The organism is Hydrotalea sp. AMD (assembly GCF_004100315.1).
GTDB classification, from domain to species: domain Bacteria; phylum Bacteroidota; class Bacteroidia; order Chitinophagales; family Chitinophagaceae; genus Hydrotalea; species Hydrotalea flava.
This window is the reverse complement of the sequence record NZ_SCKY01000002.1, coordinates 37,311-52,760: the sequence shown is the minus strand read 5'-3', so window position 1 is coordinate 52,760 and position 15,450 is coordinate 37,311. Positions and strand designations below refer to the sequence as shown.

The 15,450-nt window shown below is 36.9% G+C and carries 17 protein-coding genes; 14 read left to right on the top strand and 3 right to left on the bottom strand.

Annotation, left to right across the window (positions count from 1 at the left end; genetic code table 11):
- Positions 1 to 309 precede the first annotated feature (309 nt).
- Positions 310 to 1,560, bottom strand: coding sequence for a metallophosphoesterase (locus EO766_RS01975; protein WP_218330609.1), 1,251 nt, complete (start codon positions 1,558 to 1,560; stop codon positions 310 to 312).
- Positions 1,561 to 1,689: 129 nt separating this feature from the next.
- On the opposite strand from EO766_RS01975, the gene EO766_RS01970 reads away from it, so the two are divergent.
- From EO766_RS01970 to EO766_RS01945, 6 genes are all read left to right on the top strand, one after another.
- Complete coding sequence (locus EO766_RS01970; protein WP_287100652.1) at positions 1,690 to 2,370, top strand: metal-dependent hydrolase; 681 nt, start codon at positions 1,690 to 1,692, stop codon at positions 2,368 to 2,370.
- A gap of 259 nt (positions 2,371 to 2,629) precedes the next feature.
- Positions 2,630 to 3,430 carry a ParA family protein gene (locus EO766_RS01965; RefSeq protein ID WP_218330611.1) on the top strand — a complete coding sequence of 267 codons (801 nt, stop codon included), beginning with the start codon at positions 2,630 to 2,632 and terminating at the stop codon, positions 3,428 to 3,430.
- Between the two features lie 54 nt (positions 3,431 to 3,484).
- The gene (locus EO766_RS01960; RefSeq protein WP_218330612.1) at positions 3,485 to 4,408 is read left to right on the top strand and encodes a ParB/RepB/Spo0J family partition protein; all 924 of its coding nucleotides are present in this window, start codon (positions 3,485 to 3,487) and stop codon (positions 4,406 to 4,408) included.
- A 41-nt stretch (positions 4,409 to 4,449) separates the two neighbouring features.
- Entirely contained in the window at positions 4,450 to 5,073 is a 624-nt protein-coding gene (locus EO766_RS01955) for a DUF5683 domain-containing protein (protein ID WP_218330613.1), read from the top strand.
- Positions 5,074 to 5,106: 33 nt separating this feature from the next.
- The gene (gene dapB, locus EO766_RS01950; RefSeq protein ID WP_218330614.1) at positions 5,107 to 5,826 is read left to right on the top strand and encodes a 4-hydroxy-tetrahydrodipicolinate reductase; all 720 of its coding nucleotides are present in this window, start codon (positions 5,107 to 5,109) and stop codon (positions 5,824 to 5,826) included.
- Positions 5,827 to 6,198: 372 nt separating this feature from the next.
- Positions 6,199 to 6,612, top strand: coding sequence for an RrF2 family transcriptional regulator (locus EO766_RS01945; RefSeq protein ID WP_218330615.1), 414 nt, complete (start codon positions 6,199 to 6,201; stop codon positions 6,610 to 6,612).
- 140 nt (positions 6,613 to 6,752) lie between these two features.
- Here EO766_RS01945 and EO766_RS01940 read toward each other — a convergent pair whose 3' ends face one another.
- A complete protein-coding gene (locus tag EO766_RS01940; RefSeq protein ID WP_218330616.1) occupies positions 6,753 to 7,700 on the bottom strand; it encodes an NAD-dependent epimerase/dehydratase family protein in 948 nt (315 codons plus the stop codon).
- An 83-nt stretch (positions 7,701 to 7,783) separates the two neighbouring features.
- Here EO766_RS01940 and kdsA point away from each other — a divergent pair, with 83 nt between their 5' ends.
- The gene (gene kdsA, locus EO766_RS01935; protein WP_287100651.1) at positions 7,784 to 8,617 is read left to right on the top strand and encodes a 3-deoxy-8-phosphooctulonate synthase; all 834 of its coding nucleotides are present in this window, start codon (positions 7,784 to 7,786) and stop codon (positions 8,615 to 8,617) included.
- Between the two features lie 17 nt (positions 8,618 to 8,634).
- On the opposite strand, the gene EO766_RS01930 is transcribed toward kdsA, so the two are convergent.
- Positions 8,635 to 8,865 (bottom strand): PspC domain-containing protein, encoded by a 231-nt coding sequence (locus tag EO766_RS01930; protein WP_228733107.1) that lies wholly within the window; start codon positions 8,863 to 8,865, stop codon positions 8,635 to 8,637.
- A gap of 186 nt (positions 8,866 to 9,051) precedes the next feature.
- Here EO766_RS01930 and EO766_RS01925 point away from each other — a divergent pair, with 186 nt between their 5' ends.
- From EO766_RS01925 to EO766_RS01895, 7 genes are all read left to right on the top strand, one after another.
- The gene (locus EO766_RS01925) at positions 9,052 to 11,322 is read left to right on the top strand and encodes an aconitate hydratase (RefSeq protein WP_074421185.1); all 2,271 of its coding nucleotides are present in this window, start codon (positions 9,052 to 9,054) and stop codon (positions 11,320 to 11,322) included.
- Between the two features lie 261 nt (positions 11,323 to 11,583).
- Positions 11,584 to 11,937 carry a 30S ribosomal protein S6 gene (gene rpsF / locus EO766_RS01920; RefSeq protein WP_074421186.1) on the top strand — a complete coding sequence of 118 codons (354 nt, stop codon included), beginning with the start codon at positions 11,584 to 11,586 and terminating at the stop codon, positions 11,935 to 11,937.
- A gap of 3 nt (positions 11,938 to 11,940) precedes the next feature.
- Positions 11,941 to 12,204: a 30S ribosomal protein S18 gene (rpsR, locus tag EO766_RS01915; protein ID WP_068247180.1), complete on the top strand. Its 264-nt coding sequence runs from the start codon at positions 11,941 to 11,943 to the stop codon at positions 12,202 to 12,204.
- 85 nt (positions 12,205 to 12,289) lie between these two features.
- Positions 12,290 to 12,736, top strand: coding sequence for a 50S ribosomal protein L9 (gene rplI, locus EO766_RS01910; protein WP_074421188.1), 447 nt, complete (start codon positions 12,290 to 12,292; stop codon positions 12,734 to 12,736).
- A 226-nt stretch (positions 12,737 to 12,962) separates the two neighbouring features.
- The gene (gene rbp, locus EO766_RS01905; RefSeq protein ID WP_074420477.1) at positions 12,963 to 13,358 is read left to right on the top strand and encodes an RNA-binding regulator; all 396 of its coding nucleotides are present in this window, start codon (positions 12,963 to 12,965) and stop codon (positions 13,356 to 13,358) included.
- Between the two features lie 155 nt (positions 13,359 to 13,513).
- A complete protein-coding gene (locus EO766_RS01900) occupies positions 13,514 to 14,389 on the top strand; it encodes a carbon-nitrogen hydrolase (protein WP_074420478.1) in 876 nt (291 codons plus the stop codon).
- Entirely contained in the window at positions 14,389 to 15,432 is a 1,044-nt protein-coding gene (locus EO766_RS01895; RefSeq protein WP_074420479.1) for an agmatine deiminase family protein, read from the top strand. Before EO766_RS01900 ends, EO766_RS01895 begins: the two co-directional genes overlap by 1 nt.
- Positions 15,433 to 15,450: the final 18 nt, after the last annotated feature.

Sequence of the window (15,450 nt, the reverse complement as noted above, 5' to 3'; positions counted from 1 at the left end):
GGGATAAAAGTCAATGATTGTGCCAAACTTAATTCTATATGTAAACAAGTTGCAAACAAGCAGTATTGTATGATAATATTTAAAATTAACGCTTTGTTCTATTAAGCTCTGAAAAGCTTACTGGGCATGGGTTTTAATAAACTTGGCTCAACAGTCATTAGTTATACAGAGTTTACTGAAACACTATTTGGCAATGAGTTTCAAACGAAAACAGATTTTAATAGCACAACACGTTATTTAAAATTAAAAAAGGCTAAAATTTTTTCTTGATACAATGAATGACCAATTAACTGTGCTATTGCTGCTGATTTAAACCAGTTCTATTATGGTAATTTCAGGCAAAAAACCTACTCTGCCCGGATAACCAATGAAGCCATATCCGCGGTTTACATATAAATACTGCGAGCCTTCCTGATATAATCCTGCCCATTGTTTGTACATCCATTGTACCGGACTCCATTTAAAAAAAGGCGTTTCTACACCAAATTGCATACCATGTGTGTGGCCAGACAGTGTTAAATCAATATCGGGATATTTTGTTCTAACTTCAGCATCCCAATGGCTGGGATCGTGGCTCATTAATATTTTAAAAGAATATTTTTCTGTTCCGGGATAAGCTTCCTCCATTTTACCATATTTTGGGAATCTGCCTTTTGCACCCCAGTTTTCAATTCCCAGTAATGCAATGGCATCACCGTTCTTTTCCAAAATAGCATGTTCATTCATTAAAAGGCGCCAGCCTAAAGCTGCATGTACTGCTTTCAACTTTTCCAAATTCAGTTGTTTAGCCTGTATAGATGGCCATTGAACATAATCGCCATAATCATGGTTACCCAATGTACTGTACACGCCCATTGGCGCTTTTACTTTTTCAAATACATCCATATAATCGTTCATCTCTTCGTAGCGGTCGTTTACCAAATCGCCGGTAAACAATACCAAATCGGGCTTTTGTTGCAACAACATGTTTACCCCATGCGCAACAGCCTGTTTGTTGTTAAAACTGCCGCTGTGTATATCACTAATCTGAGCAATCCTTAAACCTTTAAATGCATTGGGCAAATTCGCAAATTGCAGGCGTATATATTTTATTTGATAATTGTATTTATTTCCAAAACCATATAAAAGGATACCCATTAATGTAATACTCATACCAATACCCATCCAGCTTAAAAATAAGGAACGTGAAATAGTTTCAGCTCCATTATCGGCAAAATGAGTACCAGATTTCGTGGAAAAAAATGTTATAAGCCAAACTATACCACGCCGAATATCATCCATTAAAAAGAATACGGAAGCAATCAGTTTGGCCATGAATAAGCCAACTAATATAAAAAAAACATAATTTCTAAAAAATTTAGAAATCTGTAAGTCCTGAATATAGGGCAATGCAATTAAAGCAATCCAGCAAAGTAGGGCAATCAACCAGTAAATAACAGTTACCCATATCCGGGTTTTTTCTGAAGCGTTTTGCAGTACTGTTTTAACAGCCTGAAATACATAAACATCTAAAATAATTAAAATGGAGATAATGATCCACCAAATTCCGGTACTACGCATAAATATTTTTTTAACAGGCAATATTTTGTTCACTAAAGTTTTAATAGCATTGCAACATTGTTTAAACATCTTTCTACTAATTTTGTTAAGCAGATGACATTAAATTTTTAAATGCTTAATAATACAACTATGCAATTTACGTATTACGGACATTCTTGTTTTTTGGTTGAAGTGAAAGGCAAAAAAATTCTTTTCGATCCATTTATTACTTACAATGAATTAGCAAAAAATATTAAGGCAGATGCCATTGAAGCCGATTATATTTTTTTAAGCCATGGCCATGCCGATCATATAGCCGATTGTAGTTCCATTGCCACCAAAACAGGAGCAAAAGTGGTTGCAGTTTTTGAAATTCATGAATGGCTCAATAAAAATGGCGTTGCCAATACACACCCCATGAACACAGGCGGCAAATGGCAATTTGATTTTGGAACCGTTAAATGTGTGGTAGCACAACATAGCAGCGCACTGCCCGATGGAACTTATGGCGGCAATCCGATTGGATTTGTTTTTACTACTGATGAAGGTAATTTTTATTATAGCGGCGATACGGCACTTACCTTAGACATGCAACTCATTCCCGGTTGGGCTGCCTTAAATTATGCCATTTTCCCCATTGGAGATAATTTTACCATGGATGTTGCCGATGCGGTAAAAGCAGCCGATTTTGTGCAATGTAAACATATTATAGGCGTACATTATAACACATTCGGTTTTATTAAAATAGACACCGAAGCTGCAAAAATAGCATTTGCCACCGCCGGCAAAACGCTGCATTTACCAGCTATAGGCGAAACCATTCCGCTTTAAACATTCTAATCAATCATAAAATACCAGCCTCTTCCGCAAAAAAGAAGGGTTTTTTTAAGTTTTGGCAACAACCACCACCGCTTATTATGCATCATTCATTTTTTTGCAACCCCGCTATTAAAAAAATTCTAACTGAAAAAACACATCAAAATATGAGAAATTAAATATGAACACATGCAACAGAATACTTTAGATTTGCAATCTTGATAAATTGGGAAATCCTTTCTTATTTTTAATTGCATTTTAAGCAATCAACCCTATGGCGAGAATTATTAGTATTGCAAACCAAAAAGGAGGTGTAGGTAAAACCACTACAGCTATTAATCTGGCTGCCAGTTTTGCAGTTTTAGAGTACAAAACATTATTGGTCGATGCTGATCCACAGGCCAACAGCACTACCGGTGTTGGTTTCGATTTGCATAATATTACCAACAGTTTATACGATTGTATGGTAAATAATGCATCCGCAGAAGATGTGGTTTTGAAAAGTGAAATGCCTTATTTAGATGTTATCCCTTCTCATATTGATTTGGTAGGCGCCGAAATTGAAATGATCAATTACCCCAATCGGGAAAATGTTTTAAAAACAGTTTTAGAACCCATTAAAGAAAAATACGATTTTATTGTTATTGATTGTTCCCCTTCTCTTGGATTGATTACTGTAAATTCATTGGTTGCGGCCGATAGTGTTGCTGTTCCGGTTCAATGCGAATTTTTTGCTTTGGAAGGATTGGGGAAATTATTAAATACCGTAAAAATTGTGCAAAACAGGTTGAATCCGAATTTACAAATAGAAGGCATATTAATGACGATGTATGACGGCCGCTTACGTTTATGCAATCAGGTAGTCAGTGAAGTGAGAAGGCATTTCGACGATTTGGTTTTTTCAACCATTATTCATAGAAATACCAGATTAAGTGAAGCACCCAGTGTAGGCAAACCCGTTATTTTGTACGATGCAGAAAGCAAGGGCTCTGTTAATTATCTGAATTTAGCCAAAGAAATTTTACAAAAAAACGAAATGACCAATATGTCGAACACAGAACGAATAATTGAATAGACCTTTTTACCTGTCATTTCAAAATAACTAATTCATCAGAACACATCATTGATTATGAGTGCACCAAAACAAAATAAAGCTTTATTGGGTAAGGGCATCCGCTCTTTACTGCAAAATATTGATGAAGATTTAAAAAATACAACCGGCCATCTTAAGAACCAGGTAGTTGAACAGGTTACCGGAGTAATGCGCATACCCATTCAGGATATTCAAATCAATCCCAAACAGCCCCGGCGTGATTTTGATGAAAATGCTCTTCAGGAATTAGCAGCTTCAATTAAATTACACGATATCATCCAACCTTTAACAGTATCTAAATTAGCCTCCGGAAAATACCAGCTCATTGCAGGCGAAAGAAGATACAGAGCAAGCAAATTAGCCGGATTAAAAGATGTACCGGTATATATTCGACAGGCTAATGATACAGAATTATTAGAGCTGGCTTTATTAGAGAATTTACAGCGTGAAGATTTAAATGCGATTGAAATTGGCTTAAGCTACAAACGCATGATGGAAGAATTAAATTATACACAGGAGCAGGTAGCCGAAAGAATGGGTAAGGAAAGAAGTACCATCACCAATTATATACGTTTATTAAAATTGCCGCCTGATATTCAGTTGGCAGTAAGAGGCGGTAAAATTAGTATGGGGCATGCAAGAGCATTAATCAATATTGATAGTGTTGATAAACAGCTATTTGTTTTTAATGAAATTAAATCAAAGGAATTAAGTGTGCGCCAAACCGAAGAATTGGTGCGCCAAATGTATAAGGCACAAAACCATCAGGCTGTTAAATCTTCCTCAAAAAACCAATTACCACCGGCTTATAAAAAAATTGAAGATAATTTAGCCTCTCACTTTGGTACCAAAGTTTCGCTGGCACATCAAAAAACAGGGAAAGGAAGTATTACATTGGAATATTATTCTTTACAGGAATTGAATAAAATTTTAGAGCTTATGAATATAAGCGTTAGCTAAAAATGAAGGTAAGCATTACAATATTCGGTATCATTATTTTTTTGAATACTGTATCTACTGCATTCAGCAGGAATGGCAGCAGTTTACCCGGCAGCAACATTCATGAAAAATTTCTGATGGATACTACGGGTGAAAACAACCAGAAAGAGGCCACAGGTCCTATTATCAAAAAAAAACACAATCCAAAAATTGCCACGCTCCGCTCTGCCATATTACCAGGTTTAGGCCAGGCATATAATCGCGAATACTGGAAAATTCCTATTGTTTATGGTGCTTTGGCTATTCCTACCATTACCTATTTATACAACAATACCTGGTACAAACGAACCAGAGATGCATACAACATAAAAATTAATAACGATACTGCTCATTTTGCCAATATTTATCCCATTTTACAAAATGTAGATCCGTCTGCTTTACAAACCTATCGCAACTCATTTAGAAAAGACAGAGACTACTCTATTCTCTGGTTCATGATTTTATGGGGTTTAAATGTAGTAGATGCCACAGTATATGGGCATTTAAAAGATTTTGATGTTAGCAACAATTTAAGTTTACATATTGAACCCACTTATAATCCTATGCTTTCGGCACCGGGATTAAGTTTTACCTTTAGTTTCAGAAATAAACACAATATTTTAAAACCATTACCCGATGTCAGGTAAATGGTATTTGTTTAAACCCCAAGCAATCGAATCATGAAAATTGCATTAATAGGTTATGGTAAAATGGGCCAGGCCATTGAAAAAGTGGCAGTAGCCAAAGGTCATGAAATTGTTCTAAAAATTGATGTAAACAATGCACATGAATTGAATGCAGCACATTTACAGAAAGCAGATGTTGCGATTGAGTTCACGGGCCCGCACAGCGCCTTCAGCAATGTAATGCAATGCATCAACAGCGGCACACCGGTAGTTTGTGGTTCAACCGGCTGGTTAGCAAAATGGCATGCAATAGAAGCGGCTTGTATACAACAAAAAGGTTCATTAATTTATGCCAGCAACTTCAGTATAGGCGTTAATCTGTTTTTTGAATTAAATAAATTTCTGGCACATTTAATGAAACAGCATCCGGAATATGAAGTAACTATTACAGAAATTCATCATACACAAAAAAAAGATGCACCCAGCGGTACAGCTATTTCATTGGCAGAACAAATTATGCAGGAAATACCATCGAAAAAAAAATGGGTTAATACCATTACAAACCTCGCAGATGAATTAAGTATCATTTCAGAGCGAATTGATCCTGCACCCGGCACACACAAAATTTTGTACCACTCAACAATTGATGATATTGAAATTGTACATACCGCACATAGCCGAATGGGCTTTGCCGACGGAGCAGTTTTGGCTGCCGAATTTTTGATAGGTAAACAGGGAATTTTTACAATGAAAGATGTATTAGGGTTACATTAAAACCGCTTACATGTTTTTTGAATCAGAAAAACAACTTCCTTTCTTGTAGCAATCAATACAAACTAACGTATTGTGCTATTAAGCTCTGAAAAGCTTACTGGGCATAAGTTTCAATAAAATTGGCTCAACAGCCATTAGTTATACAGAGTTTACTGAAACACCATTAGGCAATAAGTTTCAAACGAAAACTGATTTTAATAGTACAACACATTACAAACTACTCAACATTTAGCATGGTGATTGTTATTCTATTATCATGAATTTACAAATGCATAACAATAAAATAACTACATTTAACAGCATGTTGAAAAAGCAAAATAGTTCACGATATTCGTTAAAAGTTTTAACATTGAATATAAAATAACCCTGAGTATGCTGTCTAAAAAAACACAATATGCTTTTAAAGCACTGATTTATCTTGCACAACATCAGGATAATGATCCTGTTTTAATTGCAGAAATTTCTAAAAAGAAAAATATTCCAATAAAATTTCTGGAAAACATTCTGCTCGAATTAAAAAAAGTAGGCATTTTAGAAAGTAAGAAAGGCAAGGGTGGTGGCTATTTTTTTAAAAGTCCACCTTCATCCATTCCTTTGGCAAAGGTGATGCGTACTGTGGAGGGGCCTATTGCTTTATTACCTTGTGTAAGTTTAAATTTTTATGAGAAATGTAAAGATTGTGAAGAAGAAGTCTGTGGCCTGAATAGAGTGATGATAGAAGTAAGAGACGCTTCTTTAAAAATTTTAGAAGGTAAAACTGTGGCAGATTTAGCCATGTTGTCATGATAAAAAAAGCAAATATTATTTTTACTCCTGAACATTTTCATTGCCGTCATCGTATCTGCACAGCCCGTACACGAAATAAAACATAGTGATACAACAAAACCTGTATTATTCACTACAGTGTATCAAAATAATTTTTAAAACTAAACATGCGGCAAATTAGCAATCATATCTGCAGTCATTAATTGCAAATTAAAATCGGGTTGCCAGTTCCAATCTTTTCTTGCGGTAGTATCATCAATACTTTGCGGCCAGCTATCGGCAATGGTTTGGCGGTAATCGGGCTGGTATGCAATGGTAAAATCAGGAATAAGTTGCTGAATGGCTGCTGTAATTTCTTTTGGTGAAAAACTCATGGCAGCAACATTATAAGAAGTTCGTACAGTTATTTGATCCTGTGGTGCCTCCATTAAACTTAATGTGGCTTTAATGGCATCGGGCATATACATCATTGGTAAATAAGTGTCTTCTTTCAGAAAACAGGTATATTTTTGTTCTTCAAGTGCACCATGGAAAATTTCAATGGCATAATCAGTTGTACCACCACCCGGGGCAGACTTATAACTGATTAAACCTGGATAACGAAGGCTTCTTACATCAACACCATACCGTTGATGATAATAATTACACCAAAATTCACCTGCGTATTTACTGATACCATAAACAGTAATAGGCTCAATAATGGTTTGTTGCGGACAATTTATTTTTGGTGAAGTAGGTCCAAAAACTGCAATACTGCTTGGCCAGTAAACTTTATGAATTTGCTCCTCCCGAGCAATATCTAAAACATTTAATAACCCCTGCATATTCAGGTTCCAGGCAAGATTTGGATTTTTTTCGCCGGTAGCAGATAAGATAGCCGCCAATAAATAAATCTGTGTAATATTTTGCCGTATTACCTGCACATGCAACATTTCCTTATTCATTACATCTAAACTAACATAAGGCCCTGTACCCTTCAGTAAATCATTTTCTTCCCGTAAATCAGAAGCCACAACATTTACATTGCCATACACTTTTCTTAAAGCAAGGGTTAATTCTACACCTATCTGTCCGCTGGCTCCAATCACCAAAATTTTATCTTTCACCATTTAATTTAAATTTACTAACAATTGTTAGCGCAAAGAAAACAAAAATGCATGTAAGTTCGCATTTCAATAACTCATTTAATTTTATGATGCCTGCATACTTATCTTCTGTATTAAAAAATCAACAATATCATCCACAACAATTTTTTTTAATTGCCGGGCCCTGTGTAGTAGAAAATGAAGAATTGGTAATGGAAGTAGCAGATAAAGTATATAGCACCTGCATAAAATTAGGTATACCTTATATATTCAAGGCCAGTTATCGAAAAGCGAACAGAACCAGTGCTAACTCCTTTACCGGTTTGGGCGATGAAGTTGGATTATCGTTAATTGAAAAAGTAGGTAAAACGTTTGGCTTGCCTACAACATCAGATATTCATGCACATGATGAAGCAGCCGAAGCAGCAAAGTATATAGATATTTTACAAATCCCCGCTTTTCTTTGCCGGCAAACTGATTTATTGCAGTCTGCCGCAGTTACCCATAAAATTATTAATGTAAAAAAAGGACAATTTTTAAGTGGCCCTGCCATGCAGTTTGCAGTTGATAAAATTAAAAAAGCCGGAAACCAACAAATCATGTTAACAGAACGAGGTACTACATTTGGGTATCAGGATTTGGTGGTAGATTACAGAAATATTACCTGGATGAAAGCTTTAGATACACCGGTGATAATGGATTGTACCCATAGTTTACAACAACCAAATCAAACCAGTGGCGTTACCGGCGGTAACCCTGCGTTAATTGAAACCATTGCAAAAGCAGCAATAGCAACCGGGGCAGACGGTTTATTTATTGAAACCCATCCCAACCCGGCAAAGGCGCTTAGTGATGGAGCCAATATGCTGCCACTTCATTTACTGGAAAATTTACTTGAAAAACTGGCCTCTCTGAGGGAAACAGTGGTTAAAATTGGTTAATACAATTGAAAAATATTTTATAAATACTTCAGCGGATTTCTTCTCGCATTGAGAATGTATCGCTTTATATTCATCCAGAAAGCAAGAATCATATATATAATCAGTGGTGAGCCCATGGTTAGAAATGAAATATAAATAAACCACATCCTAATTCTTGAAGTGGCAATACCAAGTTTTTCACCTATTGCTGTGCAAACACCAAAAGCATGCATTTCCATAAACTCACGTAACTTATTCATCAGTTTCATAGTGTTTATTTTAGAAATAAACTTTATGCAATTTACTGTATTTACAAATAGTAACTGCAAAACAATTCATAAAACAGTTTTTTATCGCCTTTTGTTTTATCGTAATTTTGCATTTTTAAAAAACTTGAAACAGTTCACTTTATTAAAGTCATCTCTTTTCATTCATCAAATTATAAAATAGCAATTATGGCATTCGACATTGAAATGATTAGAAAAGTTTACGCTGAAATGCCGGCTAAAATAGCCGCAGCCCGTAAAACTTTAGGCAGACCCTTGACACTGGCAGAAAAAATATTATTTGCACACCTACACTCAGAACAACCTTTAAATAACTTTGAAAGAGGCAAAAGTTATGTTGACTTTGCTCCAGACAGAGTAGCGATGCAGGATGCTACCGCACAAATGGCCCTGTTACAATTTATGCAGGCAGGAAGGCCTAAAGTTGCCGTACCCTCAACAGTACATTGTGATCACTTAATTACAGCACGTGTAGAAGCAAAAGAAGATTTGCAGGTAGCTACTACCGAAAGCAAAGAAGTATATGATTTTTTAGCTTCTGTTTCTAACAAATATGGCATTGGTTTTTGGAAACCCGGTGCCGGAATTATTCACCAGGTGGTTTTAGAAAATTATGCTTTTCCAGGCGGTATGATGATAGGTACTGACTCTCATACTGTAAATGCAGGTGGCTTAGGTATGATTGCAATTGGAGTTGGTGGAGCAGATGCCTGCGATGTGATGGCGGGTTTACCCTGGGAACTGAAATGGCCTAAATTAATTGGCATTAAACTAACCGGAAAATTGAATGGATGGGCCGCACCTAAAGATATTATTCTTAAAGTAGCAGGCATACTAACAGTAAAAGGCGGAACCGGCGCCATTGTTGAATATTTTGGTGAAGGAGCAGCTGCCCTTAGTTGCACCGGAAAAGGAACCATTTGTAATATGGGGGCTGAAATTGGTGCCACCACTTCTACATTTGGTTATGATGATAGCATGAGCCGTTATTTAAAAGCCACCGGCCGCAAAGAAGTAGCTGCAATGGCAGATACCATCAAATCATATTTGAATGCTGATCCGGAAGTATATGAAAATCCCGAAAATTATTTTGATCAGGTGATTGAAATTAATTTAAATGAATTGGAACCGCATTTAAACGGGCCTTTTACACCCGATTTGGCTACACCTGTTTCTAAAATGAAAGAAGCTGCCGCTGCAAACGGATGGCCCACCAAAGTAGAAGTTGGGTTAATTGGCAGCTGTACCAACTCATCATACGAAGACATTAGCAGAGCGGTTAGTTTAGCAAAACAAGTTGCTGATAAACAATTAAAAACAAAAGCAGAATATACAATTACCCCCGGTTCTGAACAAGTAAGATTTACCATTGAAAGAGATGGCTTTTTAGATACATTTGAAAAGATTGGTGCAAAAGTTTTTGCCAATGCCTGCGGGCCTTGTATCGGCATGTGGGATAGAATGGGCGCAGAAAAGCAGGAAAAAAACACCATTGTACATTCATTTAACAGAAACTTTGCCAAACGTGCCGATGGTAACCCCAATACCTATGCTTTTGTGGCTTCGCCTGAAATGGTAACCGCATTAGCCATTGCCGGCGATTTAACTTTTAATCCATTAACAGATTATTTAACGAACGAAAAAGGTGAAAAAGTAAAACTAGACCCTCCGGCAGGCATTGAATTACCCGCCAAAGGTTTTGCGGTAGATGATCCCGGTTATCAGGCACCCGCCGCCGATGGAAGTAAGGTGAACGTTGTGGTTGACCCTCAATCAAAACGTTTACAACTCTTAGCACCTTTCCCGGCATGGGAGGGTACTGATTTAAAGGGATTAAAACTACTCATTAAAGCAAAAGGAAAATGTACCACTGACCATATCTCTATGGCAGGCCCATGGTTAAAATACCGTGGCCATTTAGATAATATTTCCAACAATTTATTAATTGGTGCTATTAACTTTTTTAACGAAAAACCCAATTTGGTAAAAAACCAGTTAACAGGCGCTTACGGCCCCGTTCCCGATACCCAAAGGGCTTATAAAGCAGCTGGTATTGATACCATTGTGGTGGGTGATGAAAATTATGGAGAAGGCTCTTCCCGTGAACATGCCGCCATGGAACCACGGCATTTAGGTGTACGTGTAGTTTTAACCAAATCATTTGCCCGGATTCATGAAACCAACCTAAAAAAACAGGGCATGCTGGCATTAACTTTTGCTAATAAAAATGATTACGACAAAATTGCTGAAAATGATACCATTGATATTATTGGTTTAACCGAATTTGAACCCGGTAAGCCTTTAACCATAATTTTACATCATGCAGATGGCAGTTCAGAAGCAATTATTGCCAACCATACCTACAATCAGCAACAGATTGAATGGTTTAAAGCTGGGGCTGCTTTAAATATCATCCGCAAACAAGTAGCCGGGAAATAAATAGGTTGATCAATTCAATTAAAAAAAGAGGAGCGCTGAGCAATAGGCGCTCTTTTTTTTATTTCATCCGTATTGATCGGATCAATGTATGAATAACTTAGCCTTCCAAGAGCATATCAACACTTATTTTAAAAAACAGTTTCTTATTTTAATCATAAACACTTACTTTTGCAGCCCCAATTCTGTTTTGGCAGAATCATACTTTCAAAAGGAAGTTTGTCCATTGGGTAAAAACCAATTTAAACAATTAAAAAAAGGGTAATGAACAATTACGAATTAATGATCATTTTTACCCCGGTACTTTCAGAAGATGATTTTAAATCAGCACAAAAAAAGTATACGGAACTGGTAACCGAAAATGGCGGCACCATTGTGCACAGCAATCCCTGGGGATTGAAATCACTGGCTTATCCCATTCAGAAAAAAACAACGGGTATTTATTGGGTATTAGAATATACCGCCAATCCCGGTTTCAATGAAAAATTGAAAATTCAAGTGTTACGTGATGAGCAAATCATGCGTCACATGATTACAAAACTCGATAAAAACGCCGTCGAGTACAACTATGTAAAAAGAAATGGCGGATTTAAAATAACCGAAAAAATGGAGGGATAAACCATGGCAAAGAATGAAATTAAATACCTTACCGCCATTAAACAGGAAAAACCCAAAAAGAAATTCTGCCGGTTTAAAAAATATGGCATTAAATACGTTGATTATAAAGATGTTGAATTTTTAAAGAAATTCATCAATGAACAAGGTAAAATGTTGCCCAAACGCTTATCAGGCAATTCTTTAAAATACCAGCGTAAAGTAGGTGATGCCATTAAAAAAGCACGCCAAATGGCCTTATTACCATACGTAACCGATCTCTTAAAATAAAATTTCTTAGTAACCTCCCTAACCTCTGTAAAATTGAATGAGGGACAGTTTCATCAACTGGGTAAAGGGAACTAAATTCAATAATATGCAAGTTATTTTAATTCAGGATGTAGATAATTTAGGAGGCAAAAACGAGTTAGTAGCTGTTAAAAACGGTTATGCCCGCAATTACCTTATTCCTCAAAAATTAGCAGTAGAGGCTAGTCCTTCCAATTTAAAACAATTAGAAGAACGCTTAAAAGTACAGACCAAAAAAGAAACAGCTATGCTGGCTGAAATTCATAAGGTTACTGAAGTACTGAAATCATCTCCAGTAAAAATTGGCGTAAAAACCGGTACCAGTGGCAAAATTTTTGGAACGGTTACTGCTTTACAAATTACCCGCGCCATTCGCAACCAAAAAGGATATGAAATTGATCGCAGAAGAATTCATATTGTATCAGAAGTGAAAGAAATTGGCCTGCACAAAGCATCGATCGATTTTGGCAATGGCAACCTTGCAGAAATTGAATTTGATGTGGTAGCTGAGTAAAACAGCCTTTTCACCATATTTTAAACCGTAGCAAGTGCTGCGGTTTTTTGTGCCCATCCACCACAAACCCACTTATTTAAAAAAAAATTGGGGAACCAAATAAAAAAATTATCTTCGTTTGTCCAATGACCAGTTCTTCCATTTCTCTAGAAGGTTTTCACGTAAATGCTTCAGGGCTTTTGGTTACTGTTTTCATCATTGGTATCACTTAACTTAATTTTTTAAAATGAACATTTACGTTGGAAATTTGAACTGGAACATGACCAGTGAAGACCTGCAAGAACTTTTTGCGCCTTATGGCGAAGTTACCTCAGCAAAAATCGTAACAGACAAATTCAATAACAACCGCAGCAAAGGTTTCGGTTTTGTTGAAATGCCTGATGACGAAGCTGCAAGAACTGCTATCAGTGCATTACATGACACAGATGTGCAGGATCGCAAAATCGTTGTAAACGAATCTACCCCTCGCCCTGAAGGCGAAAGAAAAAGCGGTGGCTTTAAGAAAAGCTACGGCGGTGGCGGCGGAAGCCGCGGTGGCGGATTTGGTGGTAACCGTGGCGGAAGCGGCGGTGGCTACAATCGCGATCGCGGTGGTAACGGTGGTGGATATAACAGATATTAATACCCACAGTTCTTCTTACCTCAAAACAATTTAATCCCATTCCAAATATGAACGGAATGGGATTTTTATGTAGCATAACCTTATGGTTAAAATATCAGCATTCCTTCGTATTTACGCGTTTCAACCGTTATTTTTGCATTGAAAAATTTTTGAGCATGTCAATTGTAAATGTAGGACTGGCACAAATGAGCTGCACCAAAGAAAAACAATCCAATTTATTAAAAGCTATTGAACAAATAAAAGTTGCAGCTGCCAAAGGCGCTCAAATAGTTTGTTTACAGGAATTATTCACTTCACTATATTTCTGTGATGTAGAAGATTATGATAACTTTCTTTTGGCAGAAAATATTCCGGGGCCATCCACCGATGCATTATCAACTGTAGCAAAAAAATTGAATGTGGTAATAATAGCCTCCTTATTTGAAAAAAGAACACAGGGAATATATCATAATACCACTGCTATTATTGATGCTGATGGCACTTATTTAGGTAAGTACCGTAAAATGCATATACCAGACGACCCTGCTTATTATGAAAAATTCTATTTCACGCCAGGCGATTTGGGTTATAAAACCTTCAAAACAAAATATGCTACCATTGGGGTACTGATTTGCTGGGATCAATGGTATCCGGAAGCAGCCCGTATTACCAGTTTAATGGGGGCAGAAATACTCTTCTATCCTACTGCTATTGGTTGGGCTTCGGCACAAGATGAAGCTACAAATATTGAGCAATTTAATGCCTGGCAAACCATGCAAAAAAGCCATGCAATTGCCAATGGAGTGCATGTAGTATGTGTGAACAGAGTAGGTACAGAACAAAATGGATTAATGAAATTTTGGGGTGGTTCATTTGTTTGTAACCCATTCGGCACCATACTTCAGCAGGCATCGCATGATCATGAAGAAGTAATGGTAGTGCCTATTCATCTTGAAAAAACAGATAGCTATCGAGTACACTGGCCTTTTATGAGAGATAGACGAATCGATTCTTATCAACCCATTACAAAAAGATTTATAGACGAACCATAATGGAACAGACAACCCCGCAACAACAAGGCTATTTTTTCCCCGCCGAATGGCACCCACACAGGGCTACATGGCTTAGCTGGCCACATAAAGAAGCCAGTTGGCCCGGAAAAATAGATGCTATCTATTCGCCCTATGCACAATTTATAAAAGCAGTATCGGCAGGAGAAAGAGTGTGTATTAATGTGGCTGATGGAAAGATGGAACAATTTGCCGCAGAAATTTTACAACAGGCTTCAGTTGATCTTTCGATGATCGACTTTTTTCATCATCCTACCAACGATGCCTGGTGCCGCGATCACGGCCCCGCATTTCTGTTACACCGTACTGAACAAAAAAAAGCCATTGTTGACTGGAATTATAATGCCTGGGGCAACAAATACCCACCCTATGATTTGGATGATATTATTCCAACTCGCATTGCGGAAAAATTAGGATTACCAGTTTTTTATCCGGGTATTGTTATGGAAGGCGGTTCAGTAGATTTTAATGATGCAGGTACGCTAATTACCTCAGCTGCCTGCTTACTCAATAAAAATAGAAACCCACAATTATCAAAAACTGACATAGAAAAATATTTGCATGAATATTATGGGGTGGAGCAAATTTTATGGGTTGATGAAGGAATTGTTGGAGATGATACCGACGGGCATATTGATGATACTGTTCGATTTATAAATACCGATACCGTTGTTACTGTTGTGGAAGAAAATAAAAATGATGAAAATTATGCATTGCTGCAACATAACCTTAAACAATTGCAACAAATGCGATTATTGAATGGCAAACAACTAAATATTGTTGAATTACCCATGCCATTACCTGTTATTTATGAATCGCAAAGATTGCCTGCTTCCTATGCCAATTTTTATATTGCAAACAAAGCGGTTATTGTGCCTACATATCGAAATAAAAATGATGAAAAAGCATTTGATATTTTATCACAGTTATTCCCTGATCGGGCTGTTATCGGAATCGATTCAGCAGATGTTATATGGGGCCTGGGTAGCTGGCATTGTTTAAGTCAGCAAGAACCTACTAATTAATTTTATACTTAATAACAA